This is a genomic window from Corynebacterium zhongnanshanii, from assembly GCF_014490575.1.
Taxonomy (GTDB): Bacteria; Actinomycetota; Actinomycetes; order Mycobacteriales; family Mycobacteriaceae; genus Corynebacterium; species Corynebacterium zhongnanshanii.
Window position 1 is genome coordinate 604,142 of record NZ_CP061033.1, and the last position, 12,710, is coordinate 616,851.

Sequence of the window (12,710 nt, forward strand, 5' to 3'; positions counted from 1 at the left end):
AATGGGGGAGATGCCGCGTGGCGCACAACGACGATGCCGCCGCCGGATCAAGACGTGACTACATTAAAGAACTTTTTCAAGGAGAATCGTGGCGACTTTTAGCCCGGAATTCGCGGCAGCAGCCGCAGAACTACATAGAGACACCATTGCAGAGAAGGAACGCGTTCACGCTATTGCGCGACAGTTGGGTGTGCGTTCGGCCGAGTTGGCTGAGATGTTCGCGTCCGTGGGGGTGGCTGGCAAAAAGCCGATGTCCGCAGTGACGCGGGAGCAGATCATCCAACTGTTGGACGCGGCGGCCGCTGCTGGTGATGGTGAGAAGGCTGAGGTTAAGGCTGAGGCTAAGCCACAGGCGAAGCCGAAGAAGCAGACCAAGGCCAAGGCGAAGCCGCGGACGAAGGCGAAGTCTAAGCCAGAGACAAAGGCTGAAGCGGAGCCGGAGGCGGAAGCCGAGGAGAAGCCCCAGGAGAATCAGCGCGACGCTGAGAAGCCTGCGGAGTCCCAGGCTGAAGTACCTCAGGAAGAGGAGGCTGCGGAGGAATCATCTCCCGTCGCGGGCGCTCCGTTGGAGGACGTTCCTACCGAAAGCGAGGACGAGAGCGACGGGGGAGAGGCCGAGAGAGACGGCGAGCAGGAAGGCGAGCAGGACAGCGCGCCACGTGCTACGCGGCGGCGTGTGCGCAGGGTAGTGCGCCGAGTAGGCTCCGCCCGTGCCTCGGGTGCTGAGAGCGCCGAAGACGCTGAGTCCGACGAGGAGCCTCGCGAGGCTGCACAGAAAACTGCAGCGAAGAAGTCCACTACGAAGAAGACGACTGCGAAGAAGTCTGCGACGAAGAAGACCACCGAGAAGAAGTCGTTAGGGGCAAAAACTTCGGCACCGAAACCGGCACCGAAGCCGGCGCCAAAGCCCGCAGCGAAAAAGGCTGCGGCCAAGAAGTCTGACCAGCTGCACCCAGCCGAACGGGATGAGTCCGATGTGGTGGACGAGCCAGTACGCCTGAAGCGCTCCACCCGCCTGGAATCTCAGCGCAAGTGGAGGGCGGAGAACCGAGGACAGAAGCGCACGGTGAGCCGCTCAGAGTTCCTGGCGCGCCGTGAGTCTGTGGAACGTCAGATGGTGGTTCGGGATTCGCACCGCACCGATCGCGAGGGCCTGACAACCCAGGTCGGTGTGGTGGAAGATGGCATGCTGGTGGAACACTTTGTGACCAGTGAGACGCAGAACTCCATGGTGGGTAACGTCTACCTCGGCCGAGTGCAAAATGTTTTGGGCAGCATGGAAGCCGCCTTCATCGACATCGGCACCGGGCGAAATGCTGTGCTCTACGCCAGCGAGCTCAACTGGCACCTCGATCACCTGCACTCCAAGAGCCGCAAGATCGAGCAGGCCCTGCAGCCCGGCGACCACATCCTGGTTCAGGTCATCAAGGATCCGTTGGGCCACAAGGGTGCTCGCCTGACCAGCCGTATCAGCTTTGCTGGACGCTACCTGGTGTACTTCCCGGGCGGCACCACCGCCGGCATTAGCCGCAAGCTGCCTGAAGATGAGCGGCGTCGTCTCAAGAGCATCTTGAGCAAGGTCGTCCCGGAGCCAGGCGGCGCGATCATCCGCACCGCCGCGGAAAACGTGACGGAAGAACAGATCGCCGAGGATGTGAACCGTCTCCACGAGATCTGGCAGCGCGTGACCCACGAGGAGAAAAAGGCCCGCGAGAACAAAAACGGCCAGCCGGTGGCTCTGTACGAAGAGCCGAATATGCTCATCAAGGTTGTCCGTGACATCTTCAATGAGGACTTCAGCGAGCTGTTGGTGGACGGTGAGAAGTCCTGGAAGACTGTGCGGGATTATGTCCACCGCTTGGCACCGGAGTTGAAGAAGCGCGTGCGGAAGTGGAACCCTGCCCAGCACGGTGGCGAGGATGTCTTCGCAGCTCTGCACTTGGATGAGCAGCTCACCAAGGCGCTGGCACGCAAGGTGTGGCTGCCATCCGGCGGACACTTGATCATTGACCGCACCGAGGCGATGACCGTGATCGACGTGAACACCGGTAGCTTCGTGGGTCGTGGCGGTGACCTGGAGGAAACCCTCACCCAGAACAACCTGGAGGCCGCCGAAGAGATCGTTCGCCAGATGCGTCTGCGCGATATCGGCGGAATGATCGTGGTGGACTTCATCGATATGGTCCTGGAGGAAAACCAGGACTTGGTGCTGCGCCGCTTGACCGAGTACTTGGGACGCGACCGCACCCACCACAAGGTGGGTGAGGTGACGTCCCTGGGTCTGGTGCAGATCACCCGTAAGCGCCAGGGTACGGGCTTGCTGGAGACCTTCTCTACCGTCTGTGAGGCGTGTGAGGGCCGCGGCATCATCATCCATGCCGACCCCGTGGATCATGACGAGGATGCGGATCAGGATCGTGGTCACCGTCGCGATCACGGCAACCGCAAGGAGCGCCAGCAGGCGAAGCGTCAGCAGCGGGAGCGCGAGGAGCGGGCCGCGGCACGCGAGGACTCGCAGGGTGAGCTGCAGCGTGACACGCGCAGGCGGGACGCCTCTGACGATGACGTGCACTCCATCGTGGAGCGCGCAGTGTCCATCGCTGATCGTGATGACCCGGATGAGCCGTCGGGTGCTGACTACGTCGCTCCGTCCGAGTCGAACGCGTCTGCATCCGCTGATGAGGAAACGTCGGGCGCGAAGAAACGTGGGACGAGGCGCGGCGGGCGTCGAACTCGTCGCGTGGTCCGTAGCCACGCCGAACCTGCCGAATCCGCGTCGGAATCCGCCGTCGAGGGGCACGGACGTGACGATGAGGCTGCGGCGAGGGATGCGCAGACCGATTATGGGTCCGACGCCGTGCTCACGTACGAGGAGGCGAAGAGGATTTTCGAACAGTCTCCTCGTCGCCAGCGCCGCACCCGCGGCAACTCTCGTTCCGATGTAGCGCCGCGCCGGGAGGACTTCGAGGACGCGGAGCCTGTGCCAGCGCCTGAGAAGAAGCAGGACGCCGAACAGAAGGGCTCCGCGCAACAGGAGTCCGAGCAGGCCACGGCAGCTGGTGGTTCGCGCGGTCGTCGGCGCAGGGTTGTGCGCAAGCACACCACGGCCAAGTCTTCCCGTGCAGCGGAAAAGCCGGCCGCTGAAAAACAGGCTGCTCACAAGCCAGTTGAGGAGAAGCCGGCCGCTGAAAAACCAGCTGACGCAGAGGAGAAAGCGCCTCAGAAAAAGGCCCAGACGGGTACTCGCCGCCGCGTGCGGAGAGTAGTGCGTCGAAGCAAGTAACACACGCCTGGGGAGGATTTTGTTTTATGCTCCCCAGCAGGTAGTGTTTACACGTCGCTGTTCATTCCACGCGCGAAGAACAATCATGTGATCGGACATGGTTGCTTCCGATACATCTCAATCGTGCCGGGAATGGACGCCGTGAAAAGTAAGTTAGTCCAGTCAGGACGCGCCAGGAGCTCACGACCGAGTGCTGGAACGTCCTGAGCCGATTTGAGAAAAAAAAGGGGTAGCCCTACATGTACGCGATCGTCAAGACCGGCGGAAAGCAGTACAAGGTTGCCGAAGGTGACCTCGTTAAGGTCGAGAAGATCGAGGGTGAGCCAGGTTCGTCCGTGGCTCTGACCCCGGTTCTCGTCGTTGATGGCGCTAACGTCACCACTGGTGACAAGCTCGCGTCCGCAAGCGTGAACGCCGAAATCGTAGAGCACGTCCGTGGACCAAAGATCCGCGGCATGCACTACCGCAACAAGACTGGTTACAAGCGCCGCTTCGGCCACCGCCAGGCCCTCACGGTCCTGAAGGTAACCGGTATCAAGTAAGATAACCGAGACACTTTTTCTTCCTAAGGAGGGAGAGACACATGGCACACAAGAAGGGTGCTTCCAGCTCCAACAACGGTCGTGACTCCGAGTCCAAGCGTCTCGGTGTGAAGCGCTTCGGCGGTCAGCAGGTTAAGGCAGGCGAGATCTTGATCCGTCAGCGCGGAACCTCTTTCCACCCAGGTGAGAACGTTGGCCGCGGCGGAGACGATACTCTGTTCGCACTGAAGGCCGGCGCTGTTCAGTTCTCCACTCGTCGTAACCGTCGACTGGTGAACATCGTTGAAAGCGAGGCTGCTGAGGCCTAAAGCCTCACGGTTCACACCTAACCCGCGGACACGGACGCTGACCATTAGTATGGAAGCGACCGGATCCGCGGGTTTTGTCATAACCACTGCCGCAGCAAGCCACGGCGCATCAGCGCTGTGTCGTCCACCCCTCCTAGAGTGCTCCTCACGTGCTCCTCGAAAGGAAAACCATGTCACCTCAGTTTGTTGACCGAGTCGTTCTGCACCTGCAGGCCGGCGACGGCGGACATGGATGTGCATCCGTCCGCCGCGAGAAGTTCGTGCCTCTAGGTGGCCCAGACGGCGGCAACGGAGGACACGGCGGCGACATCATCCTGGAAGTGTCCCCCCAGGTACACACCCTGCTGGATTTTCACTTCCACCCGCACATTAAGTCCAAGCGCGGTAATAACGGCGCAGGCGACCACCGTCACGGCGCCCGCGGAGAGGACCTGGTGCTCCAGGTTCCGGAGGGGACCGTGGTCTTGGATTCCCGGGGAGAGGTGCTCGCCGATCTGACGGGCATGGGTACCCGGATGATCGTCGCTGAGGGTGGGCATGGAGGCCTGGGTAATGCCGCGCTGGCGTCGAAATCCCGAAAGGCGCCAGGATTCGCCCTGCTGGGGGAGCCCGGCGAGGCCAAGGACATCACGCTGGAGCTGAAGTCCATGGCGGACGTGGGGCTTGTGGGATTCCCGTCGGCAGGGAAGAGCTCGCTGATTTCCGTGCTGTCCGCGGCGAAGCCGAAGATCGCGGATTACCCTTTTACCACGCTCGCCCCGAACCTGGGCGTGGTCCATCAGGGCCACGAGGTATTCACCATTGCCGACGTTCCGGGGCTGATCCCGGGAGCCTCCCAGGGCAAGGGGCTGGGCCTGGACTTCCTGCGGCACATTGAGCGCACCGCCGTGCTGGCCCACGTGGTGGATGCAGCGAACCTGGAGTCCGACCGCAACCCGGTGGATGACATCAAGGCCCTGGAGCACGAGCTGGCGAGCTACCAGTCCGAACTGGCCACCGATTCCGGCCTGGGTGACTTGAGCGAACGCCCCCGCGTGATCATCCTCAACAAGCTGGACATTCCCGAGGCCGAAGAGATGGTGGAGCTTCAGGAAGAGGAGCTCAAGGAGTTCGGTTGGCCGATCTTCCGCATCTCCACGGTGGCGCGGCGCGGCTTGAAGGAACTGACGTTTGCGCTGCTGGAGATCGTGAAGGAACACCGCAAGAACCACCCCATGGTCTCTGCGAAACCCGCACAGGTCATCACGCCGAAGGGAGTTCGTGGCAAGCGCGGCGGACGCTTTGCGGAGTTCGAGGTGGCCAAGGACCCGGAGTTCCCGGACGCATTCGTGGTCACGGGCGAGAAGGTGGAGCGCTGGGTGCGCCAGACGGACTTCGAGAACGACGAAGCGATCGGTTACCTTGCCGATCGCCTGGCCAAGGCCGGGGTGGAGAACGAGCTGTACAAGGCCGGTGCCCAGGAGGGCTCCGAGGTGACCATCGGGGAGATTACCTTCGAGTGGGATCCGCAGACGGCCGCGGGTGTGGATCTGATGCGTTCTGGGCGCGGAACCGACCAGCGCCTGGAGCAGAACACCCGAAGCTCTGCGCAGGAGCGTAAGCGTGCCTCCCAGGTGCGTCGTGGTCTGATCGATGAGGTGCGCTACGACGATGACGAAGTGGCCGATACTCAACGTTGGGAAGGCTAATCTTTCTGCGCAGGGTATAGTGCCACTGGCATAATGGTGTGCATGTCTTCTGCGAATAACGGAAATAGTGAGGATCGATCGCACCTGACGGATCCCGTACCGTCCTATGTGGATAGTACGGTGCATGAGCCAGGCCCGGTGGTTCCGGCCACCACGATTGAGTTCCCGGAGCCTGAGGCGGATCCTGAAGATCCTGCGATGGGGCATAGCTCCGATGTTCGCCGTGATATCTCCCACGCGCGCCGTTTGGTGGTGAAGATTGGATCGTCGTCCTTGACCGATGCGGATGGCTTGGTCAATCCTGCGCGTATCGATACTATTGCCGACGCCCTTGAGGCGCGCATGGACAAGGGTACCGATTTGATTGTGGTCTCCTCTGGTGCGGTGGCCTGCGGCATGGGTCCACTGCAGCTCAACCAGAGGCCAACGGATCTGGCGACGAAGCAGGCCGCGGCCTCTGTGGGGCAGGTGCTGTTGGCCCAGGAGTGGGCGCGTAGTTTTGCCCGCTATGGCCGCACCATTGGCCAGGTATTGCTCACCGCGGCCGATGCGTCTGAGCGTGACCGTGCCCGTAATGCACAGCGCACCATTGATCGACTGCGCCAGCTGAAGGCCGTGCCTATCGTGAATGAGAACGATACGGTGGCCACGTCCGAAATGCGCTTTGGCGATAACGATCGCCTGGCGGCCCTGGTATCCCACCTGGCCTTCGCTGATGCGCTGGTGCTGCTCAGTGACGTGGATGGCCTGTATGACCGCAACCCCGTGGAGCCAGGGGCGCGTTTCATCGCAGAAGTAAAGTCCTCCAAGGACTTGCAGGGGGTTGCGGCAGGTGACGGCGGACGCCTGGGCACCGGCGGCATGGCCGCAAAGGTGACCGCGGCACGCCTGGCCTCTCGAGCGGGTGTGCCTGTGCTGCTGACCTCCACGGAAAACATCGGTGCTGCGCTGGACGGTGCTGATGTGGGAACCTGTTTCTGGCCCGACCAGGATCGCCTGAGCGCGTGGAAGTTCTGGGTGCTGTATGCGGCGGATACCGCAGGCCGTCTGCACGTGGACGCCGGCGCGGTGAAGGCCATCGCTGAAAATCACAAGTCCCTGCTTCCTGTGGGAATCACCAAGGTAGAGGGAAGTTTTGAGCAGGGTCAGATTGTGGAAATAATCGGCCCTGACGGTGCCCTGGTGGGTCGCGGTGAGGCGGCCTATGATGCCAGCATGATGGACGGCATGATCGGTAAGCCCACCAGTGAATTGCCGGACTTTGCCCAGCGCCCAGCGGTCCATGCTGACTACATGTCCACCTACTCCAATCGCCAGGTCCTCCGATAGAACATCTACTTTTCGGTAGACTGTTGAATTATGACTGATACACAGAATCTGTCCCCTGAACGTGAAGCTGAACGTGCGGAGGTGTTGGCCAAGGCCGAGAAGGCTCAAGAGGTAAGCCAAACGGTTCTGCTATCGACGGTGCAGAAGAACGAGCTTCTTACTGCTGCCGCGGACGCTCTGGAATCTCACTCCGCTGAGGTTCTCGAAGCTAACGAGAAGGACATCGCCGCTGGCCGCGAGCGCGGTTTCGCCGAGTCCCTCATTGACCGCCTGGCATTGGACGAGGCTCGCATCCAGGGCATCGCCGGAGGTCTGCGCCAGGTGGTGGGCCTGGCTGATCCCGTGGGTGAGATCGTTCGCGGATCCACCCGCCCGAATGGCCTGCAGCTCAAGCAGGTGCGCGTGCCGCTGGGTGTGATGGGCATGGTCTACGAGGCTCGCCCGAACGTGACCGTGGACGCCTTCGGCCTTGCCATTAAGTCCGGCAATGTTCCGCTGCTGCGTGGTTCGAAGTCCGCGCGCCACACGAACGAGAAGTTGGTGGAGATCCTCCAGAACGTGGCCGAGTCCCAGGGTTACCCGCGCGAGATTGTGCAGCTGCTGCCGTGCGAGACGCACGACTCGGTGCAGGATCTGATCACCGCCCGCGGCCTGGTGGATCTGGTGATCCCACGCGGAGGTGCAGGCCTGATCAACGCCGTGGTGACGGGTGCCACCGTTCCTACCATCGAGACCGGAACCGGTAAGTGCCACTTCTACATCGACGCCTCGGCCAAGGTGGATGAGGCCATCGAGCTGGTGATCAACGGTAAGACCCGACGCTGCTCTGTCTGCAACGCCACGGAGACCCTGTTGCTGGATGCTGCCCTGCCGGACGAGGACAAGAAGCGCGTTCTTGCTGCCCTCCAGGACGCGGGTGTGACCCTGCACGGCGAGAAGGACCAGCTGGATTCCCTGGCTGACAACGTGGTGCAGGCCGAGGAGTCCGACTGGGCCGATGAGTACCTGAGCTTCGACATTGCGGTGGCGATCGTGGACGGTGTGGAGGATGCCGTGAAGCACATCCGCACGTTCTCCACGAAGCACACTGAGGGAATCTCCGCGCAAAGCTACGAGGTCACGCGCTACTTCGAGACTTTTGTGGACGCGGCCGCTATCTCCATCAACACCTCCACCGCGTGGACGGATGGCGAGATGTTCGGCTTTGGAGCAGAGATCGGTATTTCCACTCAGAAGCTCCACGCTCGTGGACCGATGGGCTTGCCGGAGCTGACCTCCACGAAGTGGGTTGTCAGCGGTAACGGCCAGGTACGCCCATAACGCGCGCCCGCTCGGGCTCACTCAGCGCTAGGCCACGAGAGTGAGTCCACACCCCAGAGTGAGCAGGAGAACATAGGGCATTTCCTTCATTCCTGCGAACTTTGGGGTCCATTTTTTTGGGTTAGCCGCGGCCTGCGGGGGAACCGTGATCGCGCGTGCCAGAGACAGCGTCATCACGATCAGCCCCAGCGCCGGCATCCACTGGTAGCCCGTTCGCGTGAGCGAATACGCGCTCATGACCAGCGCTAACGCCAGCGCGAGCCAGTGATAGCCCATGGATACGCGATAGAATCGGGCGTTTCCCTTCTCGCGGATGATGGATTTCACATAGAAGATCGTGCCGGTGAAATACAGGGCGATCATGGCGGTGGCTGTCCAGATGTCGGGCTGGGCGTCGGAAAAAAATTGGGGGAGGGGGACGCTACCGCCCGCACTGACCATGACGGGATAGAGCAGGGAACTCGCCAGGGTCGTGGAAATACCCGACGCCACGCTTCTCGGCCGACGGCGATAGATTTCCACCAGGGCGACCGTGACCAGGGGTAGGAAGGCGATAGCCCACCAGAGCAGGCTCGGCATGATGACGAGTGCGCTGAGCGCTGCCACGGCAGTGATGGCGCCGTAGGTCACGAGGGGAGTGGCGTAGGTTTGCTTGCGCGCGGGCGAGGAGGTTTTGAACCACAGACCGAAGGCGAAGAAGGTGAAGTAGCCGAGAACCCACGCGGTCATGATGGCGATCCAGAGGAGCCAGCGGACCGGATTGCCGAGGTCAGGGCTGGTAGTGATGCCGGTAATGAAGCCGACGAGGATGGGCACGATGAGCATGGCCCAGGCGCCGTGCTGATTGGGGACCCACGGGTTGATGCCACGACGTGCGGAGCGTTTCGCGGGTCGACGCCGACGGTGTGCGTCCGTGGAAGTGTTCGTTGAGGTGCGAGCGGTGGCTGAGGGTCTCATGTGCAACATGCTCCTGGATGATCTGTTCCCAGGTGTGAGGCCTGGGAATCAGATACAGTTACTTCTTATGACGCGGGTGGCGCGAGAAGCCACGGGCGGACAAGTGAGTGTGATTATGTCAGACCCACTTAAAGTAGCATATAAAAGGCATGTTTAGGAAGGTGCGATGCGCAGTCGAATCGGGATCATGGGCGGAACATTCGACCCCATCCACAACGGGCACCTTGTTGCAGGAAGTGAAGTAGCAGACCTCTTCGACCTGGACCTCGTCTACTACGTGCCCACTGGGCAGCCGTGGCAGAAGAAGAGCCTTCGCGTCTCCCCGGCCGAAGACCGCTACCTCATGACCGTCATCGCCACGGCCAGCAACCCCCGCTTTGAAACCTCGCGCGTGGACATCGACCGCGAGGGGGACACCTTCACCATTGACACCCTCCGGGACATCCGAGCCATCCACCCGGACGCGGAACTGTTCTTCATCACGGGAGCGGACGCCCTGGATAAGATCGTGACCTGGCGCGACTGGGAAAACATGTTTGACCTCGCCAACTTCATCGGCGTGACCCGGCCGGGCTACGAACTGCCGACCGTTGACCCCAACGACCCCGACGCCCCGGAAACCCCACTGCACCACGAGCTACGCGAAGGGCGGCTGCGCCTCGTGGAAATCCCCGCGATGGCCATCAGCTCCACCGACATACGCCAACGCGCCGCCGAGGGGCGGCCCGTGTGGTACCTCGTGCCCGACGGGGTGGTCCAGTACATCGCAAAACACGGCATGTACAGCACGCGCTAGATACATCACACGCAGGTGCGTGCGCTACCATGGTGCGTGAAGATTCCTTATACAACACCTGCCGTTTCGAAAGGCTGACCCATTTGACTGCCACCGCAGAATCTATCCACATCGCAGGCATTGCCGCACGCGCTGCCTCCGACAAGCTCGCTGAAGACATCCTGGTGATCGACGTCTCCCAGCGCCTCGCCATTACCGACTGTTTCGTTGTTGCCTCCGGCGACAACGAACGCCAGGTCAACGCCATCGTTGACGAAGTGGAAGATCAGCTGTCCGACGAAGGCTTCAAGCCCACCCGCCGCGAAGGCCGCGGCGAAGGCCACTGGGTTCTGCTGGACTACGGCTCCATTGTTGTGCACGTCCAGCGCAAGCAGGAACGTGAGTTCTATGCCCTGGACCGCCTGTGGGCAGACGCCCCACAGATCGAGGTTGAGGGCGTGGAGCAGGTAGAGCGCTCCGAGGTGTGGTCTGACGACACCTCCATCGACATCCTGGACGCCACCAGCGTGGACGACCTCCCGCTGGCAGGTCCCACCCCGGACACGGACGAGCTCTAGACACCATGAAGGGTGAGCGTCGACTCGTGCTCGTCCGTCACGGGCAGACTGAATACAACGCGACGGGCCGGATGCAGGGCCAGCTGGACACCGAACTGTCGGAGCGGGGTCGTCAGCAGGTGCGCCAGGCGTCGGAGGTATTAAAGGATTGGGACGTCTCCGCAGTCATCTCCAGCGACCTCGTCCGGGCACGGGAGACGGCGGAGATTCTCGCCAGCGGGTGGGGAACGCCCGTGACGACCGACCCACGTCTGCGGGAGACAGATCTGGGGCGCTGGCAGGGGGCGAGCCACGCCGAGATCGACCGGGATTACCCAGGACAACGGGCGTATTGGCGCCACGACCCCCAGTGGGCACCACCCGGCGGAGAAAGCCGCGTCCAGGTCGCTGAACGCGCCTTCTCCCTGGTTAACGACGTGATGCACTCCGAGGCCTTCGGCGATGGGGGCCTGGTGGTGATGGTTGCTCACGGCGGGACCATCGGCGCGCTCACCGCACGGTTGTTGGGCCTGCCGCTCAGCCATGTTCAGATTTTCTCCGGACTGGGCAACGTGCACTGGTCCCAACTGCTGGCCCGTCCGCAGCTGACCAGTGCTCCCGGGCAGACCAGCCCACCGGCCATTGACGGTTCCACCGTACCCCTCGTGCCGTCGGCGGACCCAGAGTGGTTCAGCTCGCCGGCCTGGCACCTCGAAGGGTGGAACATCAGCGCGTCGATGACGGAGCTGGCCCACGGCAGCGTGGGCACATCCAACCCTGATGAAGGGGAGTCTCAATGACCGTCTACGTTGTCACGGATACCTCCAGCTGCCTGCCGGCCACCATGGCCGAGGACGCGGAGATCACGGTCCTTCCCCTGCACCTGTCCGGCGAGGGGGCGGATGCAACCACCGCAGGGCTGGGCCAGTTAGAGCTCACCGCGGCGTATGCGCGTCTGTTGGAACGCGGTGGCGACGATGGCGTGGTGGCGCTGCACCTGTCGAAGGAGCTTTCGGCCACGTGGAGCAACGCGGAGACGGCTGCGGCGATCTTCGAGGAGAAGGTGCAGGTGATTGATTCGCAGAGCGCTGGCATGGTCCTGGGCTATGCGGCCGTTGCCGCAGCGCTCAAGGCGCGAGAGGGGGCGAGCCTCGAGGAGGTTGCCCAGACCGCGCGCGACGTCATCGATCACGCATCCCTGTGGCTGTATGTCCCCCGCGTGGAGGCTCTGCGCAAGGGTGGCCGGCTGTCCACAGGCCAATCCTTGCTGACCACCACGCTGGCCACCCGACCGGTGTTTCAGCTGGAGGAGGGCAAGTTATCCGTGGCGTCCAAGGCCCGTACGCAGTCCAAGGCGCTGGACAGAATTATCGATCTGCTGCAGGAAAAGATCCTGCCCGGCGCGCTGGAGGCGTTGCGTGCCGCCACGGCGAAAGCCAAGGACGAGCACCATGACGAGGTCAAGGCGCGCCACCGCACGAAGACAAAGGCGATGCTGGACATCGTGAACCCGAAGAAGTCCGACGCCGACCAGGAAAACCCAGACACCGCCTGGAATCCCGCGGAGGCGCTGAAGGAAAGGACCGCCGCGGCGCGCCTGGAGGCCCTGAATCTGTTGGATGCGCCCCGCAGCGCGCGGATTGCGATCCACACCGAAGAGGCCACGGAGGTGGCTGTGGAGCTTAAGGAGCGGATCGATGCGATGGTGGAGGAGATGACCCAGGCTAACAGTCAGCTTGAGGTTGTGGTGGATGTGGTGACTATTCCGCCAGTGCTGAGTACGCACACGGGCCCCGGCGCGGTGGCGATTGCGCTGGTGCTGGATGAACGCACTCCCAGTGTGGTGATGCAGCCTGAGGCGGTCGGCGAGCTCTGAGTTTTCCACACCCCGTGAGTTATCCACAGGGTCCAGGGCTTTCCTGGAGGGATCCTCATAATGACCGACGCCACG

The 12,710-nt window shown here is 62.4% G+C and carries 11 protein-coding genes; 10 read left to right on the forward strand and 1 reads right to left on the reverse strand.

The window, feature by feature from the left end; all coding sequences use genetic code 11:
• Window positions 1-88: 88 nt before the first annotated feature.
• From IAU67_RS02675 to IAU67_RS02700, 6 genes are all read left to right on the forward strand, one after another.
• Complete coding sequence (locus tag IAU67_RS02675) at window positions 89-3,283, forward strand: Rne/Rng family ribonuclease (RefSeq protein ID WP_187767949.1); 3,195 nt, start codon at window positions 89-91, stop codon at window positions 3,281-3,283.
• A gap of 239 nt (window positions 3,284-3,522) precedes the next feature.
• On the forward strand, window positions 3,523-3,825 hold the full coding sequence (rplU, locus tag IAU67_RS02680; RefSeq protein ID WP_151842958.1) for a 50S ribosomal protein L21: 303 nt from the start codon (window positions 3,523-3,525) through the stop codon (window positions 3,823-3,825).
• 41 nt (window positions 3,826-3,866) lie between these two features.
• A complete protein-coding gene (gene rpmA, locus IAU67_RS02685; RefSeq protein ID WP_151842959.1) occupies window positions 3,867-4,133 on the forward strand; it encodes a 50S ribosomal protein L27 in 267 nt (88 codons plus the stop codon).
• Between the two features lie 170 nt (window positions 4,134-4,303).
• Window positions 4,304-5,821: a GTPase ObgE gene (gene obgE, locus IAU67_RS02690; RefSeq protein WP_151842960.1), complete on the forward strand. Its 1,518-nt coding sequence runs from the start codon at window positions 4,304-4,306 to the stop codon at window positions 5,819-5,821.
• A 198-nt stretch (window positions 5,822-6,019) separates the two neighbouring features.
• Window positions 6,020-7,150 (forward strand): glutamate 5-kinase, encoded by a 1,131-nt coding sequence (gene proB, locus IAU67_RS02695; RefSeq protein ID WP_370452039.1) that lies wholly within the window; start codon window positions 6,020-6,022, stop codon window positions 7,148-7,150.
• A gap of 30 nt (window positions 7,151-7,180) precedes the next feature.
• On the forward strand, window positions 7,181-8,470 hold the full coding sequence (locus IAU67_RS02700) for a glutamate-5-semialdehyde dehydrogenase (RefSeq protein WP_151842962.1): 1,290 nt from the start codon (window positions 7,181-7,183) through the stop codon (window positions 8,468-8,470).
• Window positions 8,471-8,497: 27 nt separating this feature from the next.
• Here the strand turns inward: IAU67_RS02700 and IAU67_RS02705 are convergent, their stop codons facing one another.
• Window positions 8,498-9,427, reverse strand: a complete 930-nt coding sequence (locus IAU67_RS02705) for a YwiC-like family protein (protein WP_151842963.1) — start codon at window positions 9,425-9,427, stop codon at window positions 8,498-8,500.
• 166 nt (window positions 9,428-9,593) lie between these two features.
• On the opposite strand from IAU67_RS02705, the gene nadD reads away from it, so the two are divergent.
• The 4 genes from nadD to IAU67_RS02725 all read left to right on the forward strand — a co-directional run bounded on the left by nadD (window position 9,594) and on the right by IAU67_RS02725 (window position 12,635).
• On the forward strand, window positions 9,594-10,223 hold the full coding sequence (gene nadD / locus IAU67_RS02710) for a nicotinate-nucleotide adenylyltransferase (RefSeq protein ID WP_151842964.1): 630 nt from the start codon (window positions 9,594-9,596) through the stop codon (window positions 10,221-10,223).
• An 83-nt stretch (window positions 10,224-10,306) separates the two neighbouring features.
• Window positions 10,307-10,780, forward strand: a complete 474-nt coding sequence (rsfS, locus tag IAU67_RS02715; protein WP_151842965.1) for a ribosome silencing factor — start codon at window positions 10,307-10,309, stop codon at window positions 10,778-10,780.
• A 5-nt stretch (window positions 10,781-10,785) separates the two neighbouring features.
• The gene (locus IAU67_RS02720) at window positions 10,786-11,559 is read left to right on the forward strand and encodes a histidine phosphatase family protein (RefSeq protein WP_151842966.1); all 774 of its coding nucleotides are present in this window, start codon (window positions 10,786-10,788) and stop codon (window positions 11,557-11,559) included.
• On the forward strand, window positions 11,556-12,635 hold the full coding sequence (locus IAU67_RS02725; protein ID WP_151842967.1) for a DegV family protein: 1,080 nt from the start codon (window positions 11,556-11,558) through the stop codon (window positions 12,633-12,635). Before IAU67_RS02720 ends, IAU67_RS02725 begins: the two co-directional genes overlap by 4 nt.
• Window positions 12,636-12,710: the final 75 nt, after the last annotated feature.